The sequence below is a fragment of the Dokdonella sp. genome (assembly GCF_041395345.1).
In the GTDB taxonomy this organism is placed as follows: domain Bacteria; phylum Pseudomonadota; class Gammaproteobacteria; order Xanthomonadales; family Rhodanobacteraceae; genus Dokdonella.
On the sequence record NZ_JAWLAR010000005.1, the window covers coordinates 181,378 to 204,544 of the forward strand.

A 23,167-nucleotide genomic window follows, 5' to 3' on the forward strand; every position below is an offset into this window, starting at 1 on the left:
GGGAATCGAGAACAGAAAATCGGGAATGGGTTAAAAGCGAAGCGGAAGCTCGAAGCGTGCGCTCCGGCGATTCCCTATTGCCTATTCCCCGCTCTCAAGCACTTTCTCGACAATCTTGAGAGTGCGCTCGACGGCGCCGCGTTCGCGCTCCAGCACGGCCTGGGCGGAGTGGCCCATGGCCGTGCGCTCATCCGGGTTGGCCAGCAGTCGCACGACCGCGGCACCCAGTTCAGCGGCATTGCCCACGCGCAACACGGCATGCGCGTCAATCAGGCTGGCCGCCACTTCCTCGGTGTTGAAAGTATGCGGCCCGACGATTACCGGCTTGCCAAGAGCGGCCGGCTCAAGCAGGTTGTGCCCACCGATCGGCTCGAGGCTGCCGCCGACAAAGGCAATATCCGAGGCGGCGTAGAACTGCATCAGTTCACCCATCGCGTCGATCACGAAACACTGGCACAGATCATTGGCGCTTCCGTCCTCACTGCGGATACGGGTGGAGAACCCGAGTGATCGGCAGGAACTGGCCACCGGCCTGAAACGCTCCGGATGACGTGGCGCAATCAGCAACAGGGCATCCGGGAACCGTTGCAGGATGGCCGAGTGCGCCTTGAGTACGGGCAATTCCTCGCCCTCGTGCGTACTCGCAGCGATCCAGACCGGGCGCCGTGAGCCCCAGGATTCGCGCATCTGCGCGCCCGTCCGGGCGAGGCTGGCCGGCACCGACAGGTCGAACTTTAGATTGCCGATGACACTGAGTCGATTCTCGACCGCGCCCAGTTTGCGCAGCCTCTCGGCATCGATCGGCGATTGCGCGGCCACGAAACTGGCGCACTGGATGGCCCGCCGGGCCAGAGGCCGGACCGGCCCGTATCCGCGCAGGCTGCGCTCGGACAAGCGGGCATTGGTGACGACAACCGGAATCGATCGTTCGCGACAGGTGATGAACAGGTTGGGCCAGATCTCGGTTTCCATGATGACCGCGAATCGGGGTTTGATGCGATCGAGAAAGCGTTTCACCGATGCCGGCAGGTCGTAGGGCAGATAGACATGGAATACGCGGTCACCGAACAGTTTCTGCACGCGTTCGGATCCGGTCGGGGTCACCGTGGTGACCACCATTTGCGCATCCGGATAAGTCCGCATGAGCGACTCGATCAACGGCACGGCGGCATTCACCTCGCCCACCGAGACTGCGTGCACCCAGCTGCTGTTGCTGAAACCGGGTGCCGGGAAGAATCCGAAACGCTCCTTCCAGCGCGACAGGTAGCGCCGATATCGCAGACCACGTGCGGCCAGGCGATACAGGATCACCGGCGTCAGCAGGTACATGGTCAGCGTGTAAATCAAGCGCAGCACGAATGGTCTCTCTGTTGACGGAAAGCCGACACCGGCATTTCCCGATCTCCCGATCCCGCCTGGTCAGCGACCGTCAGGGTCGGTCCGACCGCGATGCAGACGCTGCGACCAGGGCAGCAGCAACATGTGGAAAGCCTCGCAGTATAGGGCGCATAGGCAGAAACGGACCCTGCCGCCATAATCGGGCAATGACTTCTCCGACTCCTCCCTTCCGCCTGAGCCTGCTCGGCCCGACCCACTGGCCAGCCTGGATCGGCCTTGGCCTGCTCTGGCTGCTGGCCCGGCTTCCGTATTCGCAGCTGATGCGAACGGGCCGCGGGCTGGGCTGGTTGTTCGCACGGATCCCGGGCTCGCGCCGACGCATTGCGCGGCGCAATATCGAACTGTGCTTCCCGGAGCTGTTGCCTGCCGATCGTGAACGGATGCTCGAGCAGAGTCTGCGCGACGTCGGCTTGATGCTGGTCGAGTTCGCGCTGGCCTGGATGGGATCGCACAAGGCCATAGCGCGCGTTCCCGTGCGCATTGAAGGTCTGCAGCACCTCAAGACCGCCGGGGAAGAAGGCCGCGGCGTATTGCTGACCGGCGCGCATTTTTCGCACCTCGAGCTGGCCGGACGCCTGCTTGTCGAACATGCCGGCGTGGAGCTGGCCGGCATGTACCGCGAGCACGGGGATGCCGCATTCGAATGGGCGATCCGGCGCGCACGCTCGCACTATGCGGCGACCATGTTCAACAAGAACGAGGTTCGCGCCTGCGTGCGCTACATGCGCGGCGGAGGGCGCATCTGGTACGCACCCGACCAGGACATGCGCGGCAAGGACACCGTGTTCGTGCCGTTCTTCGGCGTACCTGCATCGACCCTGACCGCCACCCACCACCTCGCAAGGCTGTCGGGCGCGCGAGTGATTCCGTTTTTTCATCGTCGCCTGCCCGAAGGCGGATACGCCCTGCGCCTGGAGGCTCCGCTGGCGGACTTTCCCGGAGAGGATGTGGAAGTCGATACGGCCAGGGTCAATGCAGCGATCGAGCGCATGGCGCGCGAAGCGCCGACCCAGTACCTCTGGATACATCGGCGCTTCAAGAGTCGACCCGAGGGGCAGCCGCTGCTGTATCGTTAGGACAACCTTTGTTTCGGCTTCGGGGAGTGGCTGCAATGGGTTTGATCTGGTGCATCGTGGGCGCGATTGTCGGCGCCGTGCTCGGAGCGACTGTCGCCGACGATTCAACCGCCATCCTCGGCCTGTTTGTCGGTGCTGCGTTCGGACTTCTGCTTTCCCGCGTGCTCGCGCTCGACCTGCGCACACGCAAGATCGAGGGACAGTTGGCGGCCTTGCAGGCCAGGAGAGCCGCAGCTTTCGAGCAACCTTCGCCGGCAACCCGCTCTGCGACGCACGCTCTGGATTTGCGCGATGCGCAGGAGCCGAACCAGCCGGCAGCCTCGAGCACCGGCGGATTCCAGATCCCTGTCGATGCACCGCCACCGGTTCCCCCGGCGAACGTTTCGCCTGTAGTCCACGATCTCGAAGGTCCCGGATCAGCATCTGGCCATCGCTCAACGCCTGTCTTTCCGGCGCAAGCGGCGAAGTCGGAGCCGGATATCGCCGAGCGCGCGATCGGCTGGATCAAGTCCTGGTTCACCGAAGGCAATGTGCCGGTCAAGATCGGCATGCTGGTGCTGTTCGCCGGTGTCGCAGCCCTGCTCAAGTACGCAGCCGACGAGGGCTGGTTCACCCTGCCCATCGAACTGCGCCTGGCCGGCATCGCCGCCGCGGCGCTGGCCGCCCTGGTGTTTGCGTGGCGCCAGCGCGACACACGGCGCGCGTTTTCGCTGAGCCTTCAGGGCGGCGCCATCGGCATCCTCTTGTTGACGGTCTTTGCGGCGTTCCGCCTCTACCAATTGCTGCCTGCAGAAGCGGCGTTCGCGCTGATGCTGGTGCTCGTCGCCGGCGTCTGCGTGCTGGCTGTCCTGCAGGATGCGCTGGCCCTGGCCGTGCTCGGCATCCTCGCCGGGTTCGCTGCGCCGATCCTGATCTCCACCGGCAGCGGCAACCACGTCGTGCTGTTTTCCTACTACGCCGTCCTCAACCTCGCGATCTTTGCCATCGCCTGGCAGCGCGCCTGGCGCGTGCTCAACCTGCTCGGCTTCTTCTTCACCTATGCGATTGGCACACTTTGGGGCGTGCTCAAATACAACCCGACGTTGTTCGACAGCACCGAACCGTTCCTGATCCTGTTCTTCTCGATCTATCTGGCGATTCCTGTCCTGTATGCGATTCGCCTGCGCAAGGAGCGCCCCGACGTCGTCGATGGCACCCTGGTATTCGGCAACCCGCTGGTCGCGTTTGCCCTGCAGGCCGCCCTGCTCGATGGCGAGCGCACGCCGCTGGCCATCTCGGCACTCGCACTCGGCCTTGTTTACCTCGTGCTCGCCGCGTGGATGATCCGTCGCATCGGCTTGCGCATTCTCGGCGAATCGTTCGCCGTGCTTGCGCTGGGCTTCTCGACCCTGGCCGTGCCACTGGCGTTGTCGGCGCGCACGACCGGATGCGTCTTTGCCCTGGAAGGCGCCGCCCTGGTCTGGCTCGGCCTGCGCCAGCAGAGACGCCTGCCGCGCTGGATCGGACTGTTCCTGCAGTTGCTCGCGGCGTTTGCCTTCGTGATCGCCTACTCACCGTCCGCTGCAGACGCACTGCCGGTTGCCAATGGCGCCTTCCTTGGCGCCATCCTGATCAGCGCGGCAGCCCTGGTTTGCGCGTGGCTCTATCAGCGCGCGCACGCTTCGTACGGACTCAGCCTTGCACTGTATCTGTGGGGCCTGTTCTGGTGGCTGGGCGCGTGGATGGTAGAGATCGGGCGCTACGCTCAGTACGATCACTATCTTCCTGCTGTCCTCGGCTTGCTGGTGGCTACCGCCTGGCTCGCCGCCGAGGCGCAGCGCATCTGGCAACGCGGCGCGTTGGCATTCACGACCGCCGTTTTCTTTTGGCTCGTGCTTCCGGTCAGTCTCTTGATCACGGTCGACGACGCGCTGTTTTCGACCTTGAGCCTGTTTGCGCATATGGCCTTCGCGGTTCTCGGCTGGCGCAGTCTCGTTTGCCTGAGGAACGCTCGCTCTTCTGCACAGACAACCACCCATCTTGGCTGGTTCTGGGCATGGACTCTGGTTCTTGCGCTCTGTCTGCGCGAAGTCGCTACAGAAATCGGATTGGGAAGTGGCTGGGTGACGGCCATGCTCGGATTGCCGCTGCTGTTGGCGCACACCCTCGTGTTGCGCAAGTCACAGTGGATCTCACCGCCACTGTCAGCCGGTTTTTCGCGCTATCGGCCCATTGTTCTGGGTTCGCAGGCGATCATCCTCAGCATGTTGCTGGTCATGAGTCTTTTCCATCCCGGCGACAGCTCGCCCATCGGCTTCATTCCACTGCTCAATCCATTGGAGCTGTTCCAATTGGCCAGCATTGCTGCCCTCGCTTTCTGGATGCGCGATCGCGACGTCCCCGAAGCCATTGGCTCGCACCGCGCGGCCTGGCTGTCCGTTGCCGGCTTTGCCCTGATCACGGCAGCCACCCTGCGTGCCGTGCATCATCTGGGCGGCATCCCCTGGAGCGAGCGAGTGATCACGTCCAGTCTGTCGCAGACCAGTCTCGCCGTAGTCTGGAGCGTGCTCGGCGTCGCCGGGTGGGTGCTTGGTTCGCGCCGCGGGAACCGCCCATTGTGGCTGGCTGGAGCGGTGCTGATGGCGATCGTGCTGGTGAAGCTGCTGCTGATCGATCGCCAGCACCTTGGCAACCTCTTTGGCATCGCCTCGTTCATCGCTTACGGTTTGCTGTGTACTCTGGTCGGCTACCTGGCGCCGGCACCACCACGGAAGGCTGATGTGGAGAGTGCGGCATGAAGCAATGGATGCTGGTCGCCGGACTGCTTGTCCAGTCGGCAGCTGCGTCCACGCCGGACGACTATGCGATCGTGATTCCGATCGAGTCGCTTGCTGAAAGCGCTGCGATGCAGGTCGAGCTGGACAGGTCGGTCTATCAGGGTTCGATCGATCCCGGCTTGCGCGACATGGCCATTTTCAATGCCGATGGCCGCAGCGTGCCGATGATGATCTGGCCGCTGGAGATCCCGGACACCCTGTCCGAAGAACGTTCCCCAGTCCCCGTTCTGCCTCTGCCAGGCAAGCGGCATGACGACAAGGCCAGCGATCTCGGCCTTGTCGTCGAACGCGACGCCACTGGACGATTGCTCAGGCTCGAGACGCAAACCCGCGGACAGCAACAAGTGGGCGAGAACCCCCGCGAATGGCTGGTCGACCTCAGCAACTTCGAGGAAGAAGTCGACGATCTCGAGCTCGACTGGGACGAGCCAGCCGACAACCTCATCGCGCGTCTGGAAATTTCCGCCAGCAACGATCTGCAAAGCTGGAAACTGTTGAATGCGGGAGCCAATCTGGTCTCCCTGGAAAGCGGCGGCGAGCGTATCGAACGCAGCAGTATCGACCTTCCTTCGACCCGATCACGCTATCTTCGGCTACGCCGTACCGACGATGGCGCGCCGATTGTCGGGCTGCGCGCGACGGCCTCAAGGTACCGCAAGGTTGCTGGCATACCGAAGCTTCAATGGATCGAGGCGCAGACAGTTGAACGCATAGGCGATCTGGATGCGACCAGTACACGCTTTCTGTATTCGTTTTTCTACGCCGCGCCCGTTTCCACCGCAATGATCAGCCTGGCCAGCGACAATGCGCTGGCACGGATTGCCATACTGACCGCAAAAGCCGGCGAACCGGACTCCATCCGCTGGACGCCGCGCGCACGTGCAGTGGCATTCGGCCTGCGCGAAGGCAACGAGGAAATCAGCGTCGACAGGGTCTGGCTCTCGGGCGGAGATCCTCGCGTCGCCTGGCTGCGCATCGATTCGGAAACGCCGCTGGCAGCGCCGCCCCATGTCAGCGTCGGCTTTCGAGCGGCGCGCGTGCTGTTCCTGGCCGAGGGGCGTGGACCTTACCTTCTCGCCGTGGGCAGCGCCACGGAACATTTTCCCGACTATCCGGTCGAGGCCGCGCTGACCTCGCTTCGCTCTCGCTACGGCAAGGATTGGCAGCCCCCAATCGCCACGCTGGGCGACATGCGTATGAGTGCCGGACCCAGGGCCTTGCAGCCTCCGGAACGACCGACCGACTGGAAGAACTGGCTGTTATGGAGCGTGCTGATCGGCGCCGCCCTGGTGGTCGGAGGCATCGCCTTGAGCCTTCTCCGCGGGACTGGCCAGCGCAGCACAGAAGATCGCCAGCAGCCACCAGAAGAATAGTCCCCACCACGCCGAGTAAAAGGCGAAATGGGTATTCAGCGGAAAACACATTGCGACCAGGGCAAGTCCTGGCGCGAATCCGCGGGCACGTTGCACTGAATCTGCTCGCCACCAGGCACGCAGGCCGAGCGTCATTCCTGCCAGCCACAGCAGGAGTCCTAACAAGCCTGTTTCGCTCAGCAGTTCGAGTACGAGCTGATGTGCATGCGACGCGCCAATACCGGTGGTCTTGTCGACAAAGGCGTCACCCGGTTCGCTGTAAGTGGCGTAGGCGTAGCGAAAGCCGCGCACGCCCACCCCGACCAGCGGATTCGCTTCGAACATGCCCAGCGCGGCACTCCAGATGCGCACGCGTCCGGCCGATGCTTCATCGAGCGCCTGTTCGGTCCCTTCGAAAACCAGCAGGCTGCGCTCCATGCGCGCATCGAAGCGGTCCGATATCTGCCAGACTCCGCCAATGCTGAGCGCGATGCCCAATACGATCCCGAACAGTAGTGGCAGGAACCGGCGCAGGCTTCGGGCTTCCCGCCAGGCGAAGACAACACTGACCAGGGCATAGGAAAGCCAGGCACCGCGCGATCCGGCCAGAAGGATGGGCACCAGCATGAGCAGGTAGGCCAGCAGCAGGCCGAGTCGCCCGCCATGTTCACGGGCCAGCAGCAACAGGAACGGGGAGAGCACGGCCAGCACCGGGCCCAGTTTCAGATTGTCGGCGCCAAAGATGCCGGACAGGCGCTCGAGCTCCGGCGCTCCGCCCAGACTGCTGCCGCTGAGAAATTGCACCCAGGCGTCAATCAGCCAAAGCGCAGTGATCGCGGCAACAGCAAGCAGGAACGGCGGCCACGACAAGGGCCTGCGCAAGGCCCACGCAACGAACAATGCGAATGGAAAGAAGCGCACTACCTCCAGCGCCGTCATCCAGGTCTTTTGCGGCGCCACCGAGTTGAAGCCGGAGAAGACGATCGGTAGCCAGTAGCACGCGAACAGGATCAGGATCAGGCGCAGGCCCCGATCCGCAAGCGGTGCGAATCGGTGCCGCAGCATCAGCACGATTCCGACCACGGCACCCGCCACGATACCGAGCTCGGAAGTGCGCCCGATGGGCAGCAACACGAGGACACCGAGCACGACCAGCAGGGCGGCCGTCTCGCTGCGCCCCATCCGCTTGCTGGAGATCATCGATCGGTGCGCCGACGCCGCGGCTCGCTGGCCAGTTCGCTGTACAACTGGAGGGTGGCTTCCTGCATGTCGGACAGTCGGTAGCGGGTCAACGGCTGGATGGCCGGTGCAGCACGCATCAGCTCGGCTGCGCGCTCGGCCAGTCGTGCCCGGTCACCGGGCGGCACGCGACCGGCGGGATACAGGTCCGTGAGCAGTTCGCCGACGCCTCCGTGCGCATAGCCCAGCACCGGCCGGCACAACGACAGGGCCTCGATGACCGTACGCCCGAATGATTCGCGCTGCGTGCTCAATTGCAGGATCAGGGTCGACACGGCCATGACATCGCGCACGTCGGAACGTGGCGGAGAAATCACGACATGCTGATCGATGTTGAAATTGCGAGCCAGCGATTCGAGTTCGGCGACATATGCTTCGCGCCCCGGTTCGCGCGCGCCGAGCAGGAGCAGGCGTGCATCGACACCGCGGACCTTGAGGTCGGCGAGCAGCTCAATGGCATCCCTGTGCCCTTTCAGCCGCGTTCCACGCGCCGGCAGGGTCAGCAACGGAGCGCCATCGAGTTGCGGATATTCGTCAAGGAATCGTTTCCGCCACTCGTCATCGGGCTGGTGGCCGAATGGAAATTCATTCGAATCCACGCCGCGCGGGATCAGCACCAGGCGCGATGGATGGGTGCCGCGGTAGTGCCTGAGCACGTGGTCGCGGACCAGGTTAGAAACGCAGATGATGCGGTCGCTACGCGCCATGATGCCGCTGTACCAGCCCGGCGAATTGAGGCCATGGACGGTGGTGACGAAATGCGGGCGCGGCGGATCGAGCTTGCGCAGCGCATGCCAGCCCAGCCAGGCCGGCAACCGCGACCGCGCGTGCACAATATCGGCACCGGCCTCGGCAAGAATCGAACGCAGCCGCGGCACGAGTGTCAGTGTCTTCAGCGATTTCCTGCCGATCGGCAACTCGACATGCCGACTGCCTTCGCGCACCAGCTGTTCGACCATGCGACCGCCAGCCGAAACCACAATCGAGCCATGCCCGGCCTGCACCAGGGCGCGACCGATTTCCAGGGTCGAGCGCTCGGCGCCGCCAGACTCCAGCGCAGGAACCAGCTGAACGACGCAAAGCCGCCGTTGTGTCACATTGGAACCTTGATCGGACAATACGGCCTCGTCGTGTGCGAAGGATCTACGGCAGCATGCAGGATCAATTCTCGAGGCAGTACTCGGCCCCGCAATACGGGCATTTTGCCGTTCCACCCTGCTCTTCGATCGGCAAATAGACCTTGGGATGCGAGTTCCACAGCGTCATTTCCGGCATCGGACAGCTCAGCGGCAGGTCGCGGCGGCCGACCGTGTAACGGTTCTGCGCATTGGCCTGAACACGCGAATCCGCTACTGTTTGACTCGATGACATGCGCTGACACTCCCGAAAATGGCGACAGCCCGGAAGTTTAGCAGCACAGAATGTGCCAAGCGCGTCACAATGGGCGCGTCGACCGGCTCACAGGCTTCTGGCGGGACCTGCGACTACCCTGATTTTCGGTTCGGCCTAGAATGAACGTGTTTCGGCAGCCGGCAATCATCACCTTTCACCTGAATGGGGGAGACACCATGGATTTTTCAAAGCTCATCGCTCGCGCCAAGGCAATACTGATTACGCCAAAGACAGAGTGGCCGGTCATCGCCGCCGAGCCGGACACCGTCGCCGGCCTGTACAAGAACTACATCCTGATCCTGGCCGCGATCCCGGCCGTGTTCGGCTTCATCAAGGGCAGCCTGATCGGCTACAGCATGTTCGGGGTGACCGTGCGCACGCCCATGGTCAGCGGCATCATCGGCATGCTGATCGCCTACGCGCTGACTCTCGCCGTTGTCTATCTGGTTGCGCTGATCATCAATGCTCTCGCACCGAGCTTCGGTGGCGAGAAGAATCAGGTGCAGGCGCTCAAGGCTGCGGCCTATACCTATACGGCGAGCTGGGTCGCCAGCGTGGCCACCATCGTTCCGTGGCTCGGCTGGCTGATCGTTCTGGCTGGAGCCGTCTATGGCATCTACCTGCTCTACCTTGGCCTGCCGCATACGATGCGCTGTCCGCAGGAGAAGTCGGTCGGCTACACGATCGTGACGATCATCATCGGATTCGTCCTCAGCCTCGTGGTCGGCATGGTCGTCGGCGGCATCACTGCCGCAGGCACCACCGCCGCAACGATCAGCATGGGCGGCAACAACAGCAGCGGCGACGTCACCATCGACACCGACAGCGCGCTCGGCAAACTGGCCGCACTGGGCCAGCAGGTCGAACGCCAGGGCAAGAAGATGGAAGCCGCGCAGCGGAGTGGCGATGCCGACGCACAGGCCGAGGCGGCCGGTGCCATGCTCGGGGCCATGCTCGGTGGCGGTGACCAGGTCGAGGCACTGCCGCCGGATGCCATCAAGCAGTTTCTTCCGGAGAAGCTGGCCGGCTTCAAGCGCGAGTCCATTTCAGTGGAACGCAACGCCGCCATGGGCGTGCAGGTCAGTACCGGCAAGGCCACCTACCGCGATGCCAATGACAACCGCCTGCGGCTGGAAATCACCGACATGGGTGGCGCCAAGGGCATCATGGCCCTGGCTGGATTTGCCAATGTCGAGAGCGACAAGCAGACCGACTATGGCTACGAGAAGACCTACAAGAAGGACGGCCGCCTGATCAACGAGCGCTGGAACAACAACGGCAACGACGGTGAATTCAGCATCGTCCTTGGCGACCGCTTCACGGTGAAGCTGAGCGGCAATGGTGAAGGCCTCGACATGAACATCCTCAAGTCGGCGCTCTCATCGCTGAACCTCGGCGGGCTCGAAGCGATGAAGAATCAGGGCGTCAAAAAGGGCTGAGTCTGGCTTGTCGTCCGCTGGCAGAAGCCCAATGGGGAATTGAGCAGGGTCTGCGAACCCATGCTATCGGAACAAGACGAAGCGTTCTGAAAAAGGCCTGCGTCGAACCCGGATTCTTGACCTGCGTTCGCGCAGAGGCGGGGCACGAACCTGCATGGCTTGGAGTCGGGTTTGAACCGGAATCCGGCAGGCAAGCGCAGGCGGGTCCGAGACCCGCCCCTACGGACCCGCCTCCACGACTCACCGCTGCAGCGCAAGCCGGATGCGGCCGGCTCGGGTGCAGCGGCCCACGATCAACCGGCGTCTTTCTTCGGCACCGTCGCCTCGGTCGTGATCTTGATGCGGATCTCGTCACTGACCTTGGGCACCAGGTAGTCGATGCCGAAGTCGCTGCGCTTGATCGTCGTGCTCGCGTCGAAACCGATGGCCGGCACCTTTTTCATCGGATGCTCTTCGGCACGGTTCAACGTGGTATCGAGCACGACCGACCTGGTCACGCCATGGATGGTCAGGTCGCCGGTCACCTTGAACTTGCCTTCGCCCGCGGCTTTCTCGACCTTGGTGCTCTTGAAGGTGGCGGTCGGGTATTTCGCCGCGTCGAAGATGTCCGGGCTCTTCATGTGATTGTCGAGTTTTTCCACATGCGTATTGATGCTGTCGATGGCGATCGTCACATCGACCGATGACTGTGCAGGATCCGCTGCGTCATAGGTGATGGATCCTTCGATCTTGTCGAAATTGCCGCTGGGATTCGAGAATCCGAAATGGCTCCAGGTGAATTCGGCCTGTGTGTGCGTTGGATCGATCACATAGGTCTCAGCCGCGGCGAATGCGGATGCGGAAGCAAGTGCCACGGCAGTGGCGAGCAGGGTGCGTACAAACATGGGGTATCTCCTCGTGGGGTTGTCAGGCGATGCTGCAGGCTTCGTCAAAATCAAAGCGTTCTTCGCGTGCGCGCAGAACCTCCGGATTGCCGTAGCCGATATTGATCAGGAAGTTGGATTTCACATCGGTACCGGCAAAGAATGCCTTGTCGACGCTGGGTTTGTGGAATCCCGACATCGGACCGCAATCCAGGCCCAGCGCGCGCAATGCAATGATCAGATAGGCGCCCTGCAGGCTTGAGTTGCGGAATGCCGTCTCGGCAATGGATTCCTCCTTGCCTTCAAACCACGGCACGGCGTTTTCTTCCTTGTACAAGCGTGGCAGATGCTTGTAGAAATCATGATCGGCGGCGACGATGGCCGTTGCCGGTGCGGCCATGGTCTGCGCTAAATTGGTATCCGACAATGCCGGCTTCAGTTTTTCCTTGGCCTCGGCCGAGCGCACGAAGACGACACGCATGGGCTGGCAATTCGCACTGGTGGGGCCCAGCTTGGCCAGGTTGTAGGCCTGCCGAAGTAGCTCGTCGGAAACAGGCTTGTCGAGCCAGGCATCGGCAGAACGCCGGTAGGTACGAGCCGTGCGAAAAATCTGGTCGAGGGCGAGATCGTTCAACGGACTATTCATCAAAACTCCTTGCATGGCGTTGCCTGTCTTCCGACAGGGAATACAGTCTTGGGGTTGGGCTGTGCGCAATCAACACGATGAAAGACAACGAATTGATGCCGCTTGGTAGACAATGGGATCGCCCCCTGACGGGTACAGGGGCATTAGAGGGCCACTCATGATAGCGAAGAGAAGCTGATTGTCTCCTGACGCGAGCAAATCGACCTGCTGGGTCATCAGCGATGGTGCCGCGGGCAACGAGCGCCAGGCGCGGGCTTTGGCCGGGGCGCTTGGTCTTGAGCCGCGCGTACTGCAGCTGCGGCTGAGTCAGCCCTGGAACTGGCTCTCCCCGCACCTGACCCTGGGCGCGCAATCCGCGATGCGCGACGAGGGTGGCTCGCCCATCGAGGCCCCGTGGCCCGATATCGCCATTGGTTGCGGGCGCAAGGCTGCATTGCTGACACGCTGCCTGCGACGCTGGAGCGCGGGCCGTTGCTTCACCGTGCAAATCCTCGACCCACGCACGGATCCCAGGCACTTCGACCTCGTTGTCACGCCGAAGCATGATCGATTGGTCGGCAAGAATGTCATCGAAACACTGGGCGCCCTGAACCCGGTTGACGACGAATGGCTGTCGCGGGGGCGAGAGAGTTTTCGGCACCTTGGAGCATTTCCGTCACCACGAATCGGCGTGCTGATTGGCGCATCGACTGGGGCGGTCAGGCTCGATGACGACTATTTCCGCAGCCTGGTGTCGATGCTCGGTGAACAGCATGCGCGCCACGGCGGCAGCTTCCTGGTCAGCACGTCACGGCGCACACCGCCCCTCATGGCCTCGCGATTGCGAACCGAGTTCTCACGCTGGCCCGGCCTTTTCTGGGGCGGGCCGCAGGACGGTGAAAATCCCTATGCGGGAATTCTCGCCTGGTCCGATCGCATTGTCGTGACCCCCGACTCCGTCAACATGATTTCCGAGGCCTGCGCAACCGGAAAGCCGGTCTGCGCATTCGGCAGTGAACGGGTCACGGGGAAACTCCGCATGTTCCAGTCGCAACTCGGGTCGGCCGGTTTCCTTGTCGGTTCGCTTTCGGGCGATACGGTCCAGGCCCTGCGCGAAACCCCGGAAGTTGCGGCGCTAGTGGGCAAGCGCATGCGCACCAGGACATGAAGAAGACGCCGCCTCGGGGTTTCAATCGAATGCGAGATCCAGCTCGCGCGCAACCTGCAGGACTGCGCGCGTAGCTGCATCGAGACCTTCGTCGCGCCGGGCGATGCGCGGACGCGCGTCGAGCTTGTTCGCCAGCGAGCGCGCAAGCAGCAGCATGTGCGCATCGCGCAAGGTCGCAGCCTGAAGCGGGCTGAGCAGGTCGGCGCCGGCCGCCATCTCGATCAGGTCGACGCTGTTGGTCACGCCGAGAAGACGTGGATGCGCCGAAGCATGTTCGAGAACCAGGGCCTGGACGATGAACTCGATGTCGACCAGGGCGCCAAGACCCTGCTTCAGATCGAGAACCTGCTCATTCGATCGATCACTTTCCCTGCGCCAGCGCGATCGCATGTCGACGATCTTCTTGCGCAGTTCAGCGCCATAGACACGGGCATCCAGTGCGGTGGCACGCGCGTCGGCAAAACGACGGCTGAGACCGACATCGCCGGCCACGGCACGTGCCCGCACCAGCGCCTGGTGCTCCCAGGTCCAGGCGCGCTCCTGCTGATAGGCGGCATAGGCATCCAGGCTCGTGACCAGAAGTCCGGTGCCGCCATCGGGCCTGAGCCGGATGTCGATTTCGTAAAGGCGTCCCGAGCGCGTCAGCATGGTCAGCAAGTGCACGAAGCGCTGGGCCAGGCGCGCGTAGTAGCGCGCGCCATCGAGCGGCTTGGGCCCGCTCGATTCCAGCGCTGCATGGCTGCCGTCGTAGACAAAGACGAGGTCGAGGTCGGAGCCGAAACCGAGTTCGATGCCGCCGAGGCTGCCATAGCCGATGACGACCATGCCGGCACCGTCGCCGGGGCGCTCGTCGATGACGCCATGCGCGGCAATCAGGTCGCGTTCGGCGATGCGCAATACGCTGGCAAGCACCGCCTCGGCCAGCGCAGCCAGCGCGCGTGCGGTCTGTTCGGCATCGAGCCGGCTGCCCAGAAAGGCAAGACCGATGCGAAACTGCACAGCCAGTCGCTGCTCCTGGATCATTTCGATTTCGCGTTCGAGATCGCCGTCGTGCATGGCGCCGAGCCGTCGCTGGATTTCGGCCTCGACCTCATCGCGATCGGGCGGTGGCCCTTCGCTGCGGTCATCGAACAATTCATCCAGCAACAGCGGGTGCGCGATAACGCGTTCGGCCAGCAAGGCGCTGGCTGCGAACACTGCGGTCAGACGCTTCAAGGCAACCGGCTGTTCGTCAAGCAGGGCCAGATAGGCCGAACGTCGCGCCACGGCATGGACGAGCCCGATCAGTCGAACCAGGCAGGCACTCGGCGCCGCACTGTCCGCGGCCGCTGCGAACAGGGCCGGAATGACCCGGTCGATGCGTTCGCGCGAGCGAGCCGAGGCCGCGCGCAGGATCGGACTGCCAAGCAGCCCTTCAAGCGCGCTGACAACCGGCTGCACCGGATCGAATCCGGCCTCGACGAGTGCCTCGGCGTCGACGCCGTCGCTGGAACAGCGTTGCCACAAGGCATTCCATTCGGCGGCTTTCACCGAACTTCGCGCGCGCCGGGCCGGTGCCATGACCGCTTCGAACTCCTCGCTGACCGCGCTGCGATGGCGATCCAGGTCGCTGATCAATCCGGCCCAGTCGGCGTAATCGAGGGCAAGCGCCACGCGTTGGCGCTGCATGGCATCAGCGGGCAATTCGTGGGTCTGCTGATCGGAAAACATCTGCACCCGGTTCTCCACCCGACGCAGGAACCGATAGGCCTCGCGCAGGCGCTTGCTGCGCTTGGCATTGATCAGGCCCAGCTGCTCGCATGCCGACAGCGCAGGCAGCAGCCCACGCACGCGCAGCGAGGGTTCGCGACCGCCACGGATCAGCTGCACGAGCTGCACCGTGAATTCGATCTCGCGGATACCGCCCGGTCCGAGCTTGAGGTGATCGGCAAGATCCTTGCGCGCGACCTCGGCATCGATGAGTTCCTTCATCTCGCGCAAACCGGCGAAAGCGGTGTAGTCGAAGTAGCGCCGGAACACGAACGGGCGCAAGGTGGCCAGCAGGCGCACGCCGGCCGCCTTGTCACCGGCAACCGGCCGCGCCTTGATCCACGCGTAGCGTTCCCAGTCGCGACCTTCGCGCTGGTAATACTGCTCCATCGCGGCAAACGAAAGCGCGACCCGACCGACATTGCCGAACGGGCGCAGGCGCAGGTCGACGCGATAGACATATCCATCCGGCGTGCGATCGGCGAGCAGGGAAATCAGGTGCTGGCTGACCCTCGAATACCAGATCTCCGCATCCAGAGGCCGCTCGCCATCGCTGCTGCCGCCCCCTTCGTCGTAGGCAAGAACCAGATCGACGTCCGAGGAAAAGTTGAGTTCGGCGCCACCGAGTTTGCCCAGCGCCAGCACAACAAGACGCTGCACATCGCCCGCCTGCGATCGCACCACGCCGTGGCGTTCGGCAAGCTGGCGCTCGGCATGACGCAAGGCAACTTCGAGGCAGGTTTCGGCCAGCACGCTGGACCCGGTCAGGGTCGTCTCGACGTTGTCCACGTTGTTCACGTCACGCCAGATCAGACGGAGCGACTCGCGGCGGCGAAAGCGCCGGATCTCGGCGCTGAACTCCGCGTCCGACATCGGCATCGAGAATGGCGCCGTGCGTGCATCGGCATGCCGCGGGTCGTTCATCAGACGAACCAGATCCGGTCCCAGCAGCTGCGGATCCTGGACGAAACTCTCGAAGGCGTAGTCGCTGGCGAGCAGGACGCGCTCAAGATGGCTGTCGACGCCGGCGTCGTCGTAGAACGGGACGCCTGCTTCGCGACATCGTGTTTCCAGACGGGAGAGCCGGGAATCAAGCAGGATCTCGATGGCGTGCGGGCGTGCAGACAGGGGCATGTACAGATTCTGGCAGCTGGCAGGGCCGGGCGGCCAGAGGCGGCTCTAGCGGTTGGCTGCGGTTAACGTGCAATGCCCCAGTTCACCCTATACTCAGCACGTTTCGCCCAGATTACGCGGCCCTGATGGCCACGCTGCTTGCGATGGAATCCATGACCGCATCCGCACTCCCGTCTTCGGCACGTCAGAACCGGCTCTCGCTGGTCTGGTTGGGCGTGCTCGTTCTTGCGTTTATGGTCGTGGCCAGCTGGTTCGATCCGGCGCTGGTCTGGCCGTGGTTCGGCGCAGAGGCGCCCTCGTGGGAATTGGCCGCGCTCAACATCCTGCCGTTCGTTCTTGTCGTGCTCTTGCTGTGTGCGCTGACCCGCCGTGTCATTCTTTCGAGTTGGCTGGGGCTGCTGCTGATCGTCGGCAGCTATGCGGCGAATGCGGCCAAGCTGGAGCAGCTGGAAATGCCGCTGTTGCCAGGAGACTTTCACTTTCTTTCCGATCTTGGCTCGGCCCTGCCGCTGTTCAGCCACTACATGGGTGCAGGCATTGCTCCCATCCTGATCTCTGTCGGTGTCCTCGCCCTGACCATCGCGCTGTTTCGCGAGAAGGCATGGCCGGCGATGCGCGGCTGGACCCGCGTATCGGTGGCCGTGGCCACGATTGCACTTGGCGTGGGTCTGATCAGCGGCTGGGCGCCATGGCGTTCGATCTACAGCGCCAGCCGCCTGCATTTCGAACCCTGGTCCGTTGTCGACAGCGCCGGGCGCGCCGGCGTTGTCAGCAACCTCGTGCTGTACAACTGGGAACTGGCCAAGCGTCAGGAGTTACGCCCTGACCGTCGTGCGGCGGGCAACTTGCTGCGTGCCCACGCCGAGTCCCTGCGCCTGCGTCTGGCACCGAACTCCTCGGCCCTGGGCATGCCCGAAGGCACCCAGCCCGACATCGTCATCGTACAGAGCGAATCGCTGTTCGATCCGGTGCGCCTGAGCGGGGCACCGGCCGACACCTATCTTCCGAATTTCCATCGCCTGGCTCGCCAAGGCATTTCGGGGAACATGACGGTCCCGACCTTTGCCGGTGGCACCATCCGCACCGAGTTCGAGGTGCTGACGGGCCTTGCCCTGGAATTCTTCCCGGGCGTGCAATACCCCTATTTCGAGATCGCCGAGCAACCGATTCCGGGGATCGTGCGCACGCTGTCCCGCCAGGGTTACGAGACCACCGCGATTCATCCGAACAGCGGCGTGTTCTGGAACCGCAACCAGGCCTTCAAGCAGATCGGTTTCGACAAGTTCATTGACGGCAAGGCGTTTCCAAAGGAAACCATCGTCGGCCTGTTCACGGGTGATGCGGCGCTGACGGACAGCATCCTGTCCGAGCTCGATGACGACGGTCCGCCGCAGATGATCTTCGCGATCAGCATGGAGAACCACGGGCCGTTCGACTGGCGACCGGGGCTGGATGCCAAGCGTCTGTCCGATCTCAAGCTGCCGCCCGGCCTTGATGAAGGCGGCGAATACTGGCTGCGCAATTATCTCTATCTGCTTGAAGATGCCGACCATGAGCTCGGCCGGCTGGCCGACGCGCTGCAGCAACGCAAGCGCCGTACCCTGTTGCTGTTCTATGGCGACCACCTGCCTGCCTTGCCGCCGGTCTACCACCAGATCGGTTTTGTCGATGGCAAGGGGCCGAAGACCCAGCCGGTACCGTGGCTGCTGCTGGATAACGGTCGCCGGCTTTCCTCGTCGACAACGCAGCCCGACACGACCTCGTGGTTGCTGCCAAGCATCCTGCTTGAGGCAGCGGGCATCAGCGGCGACCGCTATTTCGCGACGCTCAGTGCCTTGCGCGATAGCCTGCCGGCCAACGCCATGGATTCGCCCACCAGCCTGCCGAGCGAATTGCGGGCAATGGGGCAACTGCGCTTCCGCGGCGAACTCGAGCCGGTCATTGACAATGCGCTGGATGCTGCGGCCGGGGTCCGGGATACGGCCATCGCGCCATAGCCGGCAGTGCACCCGCATTGCGGGCAAACAGGACGTCCGTGGCAATAAACCAGCAGTGCTCCTGCATTGCTGGCATACATGCCGTCCATGGCAATAAACCAGCAATTGCTCCTGCATTGCTGGCATACATGCCGTCCATGGCAATAAAAAACCCGCCGGACATTGCTGCCGCGGCGGGCTCTCCCTCCCCACGAGGTTTAACACCTGATAACGCAATACTAATGATTTTTCGACATTTGCCACGCCGCAGCGCAGCATCGGCCGGCGGTCGGCGGGATGCGTGGGCCTGATCGTCTGGTAGGGCCCGTGCGGGGAGCCAGCCTACCCCGGGCTTCCCGACGCGCCTGCGCAGACCTACGCGATTCCTACGGTTTCGGAGTACCCGCCCCGTTTTCAGCCGGCAACAGGGCCGGCTGCTTTGCATACCACTCCTTTGCGCGCAGCAGGTGGAATTTGTGCTTGCCCTTCTCGAGATCCACGCCGAGGCTGAGCAGCCCCCAGTGCAGGAGCAGATCGCCATCGGTGCCAGCCGCGCCAAGACGCATCCTGGCTTCCACTTCAAAGCGCTCGTTCTCGGCCTGAAGTCGATCAATGGTCAGCGTCTTGTCGCGCATCTGCAGCTGCGCATCGGCCTTGAATTCGCCCTTGTCGATCAGTTTCAGGACCCAACCGGGATAGTCCTTGTGGCGAGTGAACAGGGCCAGCAGCAAGCCCACGTTCTGCATGCGCGTATGCACGGTCGCATCGATGTCCAGGGGTCGCTTGGCCACGATTCGGCCGCCGTCCAGGGCGAAATTGGCCCACCAGGATTGACCGGCCGTGCGTCCTGCGTCGACGACCGTGACGCGACTCAGCTTGAGCGTGCTGTTGTTGAGATCGAACAGTCGCTGCTTGATGTCGGTGCCGGCCAGCTGGGCGTCCAGCTTGAGGTCGGTGGTCAGCCGGATCTCGCCGAATTCGGCCTGCACCGCTGTCGCTTCCAGACCCACCTGGCCCCGCGTGACCTGACCTGATTCGTTCAGGGTCAGATCGCTGCTCAAGGCGGTCGATCCGCCGAGAAATTGAACGGCTTTTGCCGGCAGGTACACGTTGAGGACGCGCAGATCGGGAACTTCGGCCGCACCGAAGCGCAAGCGGGCCAGCAGCCTGTCGCGGAAATGGGCGAGATCGCCTTCGGAGTCGAGTCCGATCTGCAGGTTGCTGCCCGAAGCCAGGGCAATGTCAGGCTCGCTCTCGGCCACGATGTCGAATTGCTCGACGGTGAAATCGACGGCCGCCCTTGGTCCTGCGCCACCCTCGCTGATCAGACCGTGAGCCCTGGCCGTGCCGTTGAAACGATGCTCGGCGACCAGGGCGACGAGATCGACTTCCGGAACGTCGACCCGGCTGCCCGGCTCCAGCTTGCCGGAACGAATCTTCAGATCGGCATCAATGCGGCCAGCGCCCTGCAGCCTGAGCCAGGGTGTCTTGACCAGCAGCGGTCCCAGCCAGTCCAGCGACTTGAATTTCCAGTCGAGTGCGAAGGTTCCCGAAGTCCGGCTCAGCGCTTCCCTCGCGGTCGGCAGGCCGACCCCTTCGGCATGAGCGACATTCAGTCGGGCGTGGACCGAACCGAGCCCGTTCGGCGGCGGCGGCAGGTCGGCCTCGATGAAATAGCCGTCAGCCTCGACTCGGGCATGCAGGCGCGCGGACGCATCGAATTGCACGGCCGACGACCTGGCCTGCAGGGGCACGTCGAGATCGACATGGCCGCCATTGGCAAATCGGCCCCGTTGCCAGACCAGATCCGCATCGAGTCGCCCGGACTTGCCGCCAGTGGCGACCCTGCCACTCCAGTGACCCGCGGAATCGAGATCGACCGCCACGGCCGGCACCTCGCCCTCGACACGCACGTGCGCGTCGGTCAGCTTCAGTGTCGCCAGTCCGGAGACTTCCCGGCGCGTATGCGAAGCGATCGAGAATTCACCCGACACGTGTCCGTCGTGCAGGAGTTCCTCCTCTCCGTATCGCACGCGCAGTTCGCGCAGGTCGAAACGGGAAGGCAGGATTTCCCAGGGTCCATCGCGCAATTGCTTGGAAAAACCGAAGTCGGCACTGCCCTTGAGCGCGACATCGAGTCCGACAACGCGTGCATGCTCGATCTGATCGGTCTTTATGTGCTCGAGGCGGATGATCCAGCCGCCGGGCCGGTAAGGCGGCGGCGGCATGTCGACATCGGTGCGCTCGACTTCGCCGCGGACTGCATCGGCCGCAATCCATGGCAGGTTCAACTCCTTCGAGAACAGCGGAAGGATCGCAATGCGCGTGCGTCCTCGCGGCGTCTCGGCGTTCCACAGCACATGGCGCACATGGCCATTGACCTTGACGTTCCAGAGCGTGACGTAGCCCGGCCACCAGGTCACGCCATGTGACCAGTGCAACTGGAATTTCTCGGGCTTGCGATTGATCGCCCATTCGCCGATCGAACTGTTGAGGAAGATGTTGCCGGCGATCAGGTAAACCGCAATCAATCCCAGAAAGAACCAGGCAATCCGACGCAGAACGCTACGCATGCAAACTCCAGTTTGTTGGACCCATACAGGCTATTGCCGATGTCGGATGGATTCGACCGGTCGACGCTCGATGCCGGCTCCACGCAGCATCATGCCGACCGGGCCAGCGACTCGGCGGCCAGTGCCCGGGCCGCCCATTCACCCGTCTCGACGCCCCCCTCCATGAAGCCCTGGTTGTCGAACGCGCAGTGTTCCCCGATGAAGTGCAGATTGCCGACCGACTGCCCTGCCGCGCCGCGGATGCCCGTCCACTGACCGGGACGATAGCAGGCATAGCTGCCGAGCACCCAGGGCTGGCTCGGCCAGTTCATGCGCGCTTCTCTGGCACCGGCCCGTGCCGAGGAAAGCCCGGGATAAATGGCATCGAGCTGTTGCGCAGCCAGATCGGCCTGTTGACGTGCGGAGCCTTCAGCAATTTCCAGCCCGTGCTTGCCGCCCACAAAATTGGTCAGGATACCGGCAGCGCCAGGTTGCATGCGGCTGGTTTCCCAGGTCGACTGCACCGGAAGATCACTGAAGCTGCTGCCCGAGCTGGCATCGCGCGTGCGCCAGACTCGCTCATTGAAGCCGATCATGAGTTTTGCATTGGTGCCGTAGCCGAGTTCGTTGATCGCGCGCCGCTTGATGGCTGGCAGTTCCAGGTCAAGCTGTACGCGTCTCAGTGTGGTGAACGGCATGGCCAGCACGACGCGCCGTGCGCGCACTTCGAACGCAGCCGCGCCACGTTTGAACTGGAGCGAGTAGCGACCGTCTGCGGACTGCCGGACCGCTTCGAGCACACTACCGGTTTCGATGGCGGAACCCAGGCGACTGCCGAGATTGCTGGTGATCAGATCGTTGCCACCGCGCACATGGAATCGTTCGTCACTTTCACCAAAGATGTGAAAGGCCTCGGTACCCGGATCGATGAAGGTCAGCAGGTTCAGTGCGGACTGCTCGTCGCAGTCGAGTCCCATCTCGGTCGTGTAAGCCACTTCGATGAGGCGGCGCAGCCAGCCACTCGCACCGTTCCGGTCCAGCCACGCGCTTATCGTTTCCTTGTCCAGAGCCTCGCAGCCACCGGGCGATGCGTAGGTAATCTCGTCTTCCGGCAAGGCATCCGTTTCTCGCCTGATCGCTTCTGCCAGTGGCGCGAAGGCGAGCAGGATTTCCTCCTCGGAGTAACGGCGCCCCTCGCAATACCAGACATCCCCGAATGCATGGGTCGGATCCTCGCTGAGATCGTCCAGCGGCAGGTTGAACTCCGCAGCGAGCGCGCGGATTCGTACGTGGCCGGTGTCGATCAGTTCGCCACCGAGCTCGCAGACCTGGCCATCGGCAAAGTGGTTGCGCAGGCTGAACATGCGCCCGCCAATGCGGTCCTGGGCTTCGTAGACGCGCGCACCGATGCCTGCCTGGCGCAGACGCCAGGCGCAGGTCAGCCCAGCCACTCCGGCGCCAACGATGACGACCTCATCGGCAGCATCGCCACGCAACAGCGGAGCAGGAGTGCAGGCGGCCAGCGCCAGCGCGGAGGTGGCGGTTGCTGCCTGACGCAGGAATCGTCGTCGCGAAGACGCGCGACGCATTTCCAGATCGCGCGCAACGAGTTCATCGAGCGGTTCGCCGGACTGCCTGGCCACGGCCGAAATCGCTGCAGCGCGTCGCAACAGGTCCACCCATGCGGTGCGAGCCATGACCCCTCCCCGGATCGAGCCGCCGATTGCGGCAGAGGATGAGCCTAGCGCGAATCTGTCGGCGAGGCACCGGCTTTGTCAGTGTTCCAACGTGGCCCCGATGGCAGCCTTTCAGCGTTGATGAAAGTGCAATGGGAAAACCGCCGAATGACCATGCCTTTCCAACTGGAGTTCAACATGCGTAGAAGACCACGAAACCTTCCTTTCGCGCTGGTTCCTGCACTTGTCATGGCCGTTACCGCTCCGGTCGTGATGGCGAGCGAATCGAGCATGGCCACGGGCAAGCTCAGCGTCGAGGGGCCCGACGCCACGCTGGTGATCAGCCTCAACCATGCCTATTACGTCAGCGGCCCCAATCGCTTCGACGAGACGAAAACGGTGCGCAGCATCGTTTTCACTGCGGACGACCAGCGAGCCGCGATCAACGCCTGCCCGGACATGCGTTGCGCGATGCTGTCGTCGAGCGACGGACTGCAGATCGAAATCGGCGACGACGGTGCGGTCAACTGGTGGGCACATGTTGCGCCGATCCAGTACAGCAGCACGGCCAGCGGCGATGCCCTCAAGCTCAGCGTCGACAGCGCCGGACGGGTCGCCGGCAGCTTCAAGCTGGGCGGTTCCGGCGCGACCGCCGCAGTCGAATTCGACGCCTCGCTGATCAGGGATTTCTCGAAGACGGAATGATGCCGGC

General features: G+C 63.4%; 16 protein-coding genes. 7 read left to right on the forward strand and 9 right to left on the reverse strand.

Annotated features, from left to right (window positions below; genetic code table 11):
- Positions 1-81: 81 nt before the first annotated feature.
- Positions 82-1,353: a lipid IV(A) 3-deoxy-D-manno-octulosonic acid transferase gene (gene waaA / locus R3F00_RS06465; protein ID WP_371280972.1), complete on the reverse strand. Its 1,272-nt coding sequence runs from the start codon at positions 1,351-1,353 to the stop codon at positions 82-84.
- 191 nt (positions 1,354-1,544) lie between these two features.
- Here waaA and lpxL point away from each other — a divergent pair, with 191 nt between their 5' ends.
- From lpxL to R3F00_RS06480, 3 genes are read left to right on the forward strand one after another with little or no spacing between them, the layout of a single operon-like run.
- Positions 1,545-2,474 (forward strand): LpxL/LpxP family Kdo(2)-lipid IV(A) lauroyl/palmitoleoyl acyltransferase, encoded by a 930-nt coding sequence (gene lpxL, locus R3F00_RS06470; protein WP_371280931.1) that lies wholly within the window; start codon positions 1,545-1,547, stop codon positions 2,472-2,474.
- A 35-nt stretch (positions 2,475-2,509) separates the two neighbouring features.
- Positions 2,510-5,251 carry a DUF2339 domain-containing protein gene (locus tag R3F00_RS06475; RefSeq protein ID WP_371280932.1) on the forward strand — a complete coding sequence of 914 codons (2,742 nt, stop codon included), beginning with the start codon at positions 2,510-2,512 and terminating at the stop codon, positions 5,249-5,251.
- Positions 5,248-6,663 carry a DUF3999 family protein gene (locus R3F00_RS06480; protein WP_371280933.1) on the forward strand — a complete coding sequence of 472 codons (1,416 nt, stop codon included), beginning with the start codon at positions 5,248-5,250 and terminating at the stop codon, positions 6,661-6,663. The genes R3F00_RS06475 and R3F00_RS06480 overlap by 4 nt, the downstream gene beginning before the upstream one ends.
- On the opposite strand, the gene R3F00_RS06485 is transcribed toward R3F00_RS06480, so the two are convergent.
- The 3 genes from R3F00_RS06485 to R3F00_RS06495 all read right to left on the reverse strand — a co-directional run bounded on the left by R3F00_RS06485 (position 6,550) and on the right by R3F00_RS06495 (position 9,252).
- Positions 6,550-7,842 carry an O-antigen ligase family protein gene (locus tag R3F00_RS06485; RefSeq protein ID WP_371280934.1) on the reverse strand — a complete coding sequence of 431 codons (1,293 nt, stop codon included), beginning with the start codon at positions 7,840-7,842 and terminating at the stop codon, positions 6,550-6,552. The two genes, R3F00_RS06480 and R3F00_RS06485, sit on opposite strands and share 114 nt — an antisense overlap.
- Positions 7,839-8,978 carry a glycosyltransferase gene (locus R3F00_RS06490; protein ID WP_371280935.1) on the reverse strand — a complete coding sequence of 380 codons (1,140 nt, stop codon included), beginning with the start codon at positions 8,976-8,978 and terminating at the stop codon, positions 7,839-7,841. The genes R3F00_RS06485 and R3F00_RS06490 overlap by 4 nt, the downstream gene beginning before the upstream one ends.
- Before the next feature lie 64 nt (positions 8,979-9,042).
- A complete protein-coding gene (locus R3F00_RS06495; RefSeq protein ID WP_371280936.1) occupies positions 9,043-9,252 on the reverse strand; it encodes a zinc-finger domain-containing protein in 210 nt (69 codons plus the stop codon).
- Between the two features lie 197 nt (positions 9,253-9,449).
- Here R3F00_RS06495 and R3F00_RS06500 point away from each other — a divergent pair, with 197 nt between their 5' ends.
- Positions 9,450-10,712 carry a Yip1 family protein gene (locus R3F00_RS06500; RefSeq protein ID WP_371280937.1) on the forward strand — a complete coding sequence of 421 codons (1,263 nt, stop codon included), beginning with the start codon at positions 9,450-9,452 and terminating at the stop codon, positions 10,710-10,712.
- A 293-nt stretch (positions 10,713-11,005) separates the two neighbouring features.
- On the opposite strand, the gene R3F00_RS06505 is transcribed toward R3F00_RS06500, so the two are convergent.
- Both R3F00_RS06505 and R3F00_RS06510 read right to left on the reverse strand, forming a co-directional pair.
- Positions 11,006-11,596, reverse strand: coding sequence for a YceI family protein (locus tag R3F00_RS06505; protein WP_371280938.1), 591 nt, complete (start codon positions 11,594-11,596; stop codon positions 11,006-11,008).
- Between the two features lie 22 nt (positions 11,597-11,618).
- Positions 11,619-12,221: a malonic semialdehyde reductase gene (locus tag R3F00_RS06510; RefSeq protein WP_371280939.1), complete on the reverse strand. Its 603-nt coding sequence runs from the start codon at positions 12,219-12,221 to the stop codon at positions 11,619-11,621.
- Between the two features lie 178 nt (positions 12,222-12,399).
- Between R3F00_RS06510 and R3F00_RS06515 the strand changes: the two genes are divergently transcribed.
- Positions 12,400-13,368 (forward strand): mitochondrial fission ELM1 family protein, encoded by a 969-nt coding sequence (locus tag R3F00_RS06515; RefSeq protein ID WP_371280940.1) that lies wholly within the window; start codon positions 12,400-12,402, stop codon positions 13,366-13,368.
- 21 nt (positions 13,369-13,389) lie between these two features.
- Here the strand turns inward: R3F00_RS06515 and glnE are convergent, their stop codons facing one another.
- Positions 13,390-16,251, reverse strand: coding sequence for a bifunctional [glutamate--ammonia ligase]-adenylyl-L-tyrosine phosphorylase/[glutamate--ammonia-ligase] adenylyltransferase (gene glnE / locus R3F00_RS06520; RefSeq protein ID WP_371280941.1), 2,862 nt, complete (start codon positions 16,249-16,251; stop codon positions 13,390-13,392).
- Between the two features lie 125 nt (positions 16,252-16,376).
- On the opposite strand from glnE, the gene R3F00_RS06525 reads away from it, so the two are divergent.
- Positions 16,377-18,248: an LTA synthase family protein gene (locus R3F00_RS06525; protein WP_371280942.1), complete on the forward strand. Its 1,872-nt coding sequence runs from the start codon at positions 16,377-16,379 to the stop codon at positions 18,246-18,248.
- Between the two features lie 365 nt (positions 18,249-18,613).
- On the opposite strand, the gene R3F00_RS06530 is transcribed toward R3F00_RS06525, so the two are convergent.
- Positions 18,614-20,800 carry a hypothetical protein gene (locus R3F00_RS06530; RefSeq protein ID WP_371280943.1) on the reverse strand — a complete coding sequence of 729 codons (2,187 nt, stop codon included), beginning with the start codon at positions 20,798-20,800 and terminating at the stop codon, positions 18,614-18,616.
- An 89-nt stretch (positions 20,801-20,889) separates the two neighbouring features.
- Entirely contained in the window at positions 20,890-22,476 is a 1,587-nt protein-coding gene (locus R3F00_RS06535) for a flavin monoamine oxidase family protein (protein WP_371280944.1), read from the reverse strand.
- A gap of 177 nt (positions 22,477-22,653) precedes the next feature.
- On the opposite strand from R3F00_RS06535, the gene R3F00_RS06540 reads away from it, so the two are divergent.
- Positions 22,654-23,160, forward strand: coding sequence for a hypothetical protein (locus R3F00_RS06540; protein WP_371280945.1), 507 nt, complete (start codon positions 22,654-22,656; stop codon positions 23,158-23,160).
- Positions 23,161-23,167 lie beyond the last annotated feature (7 nt).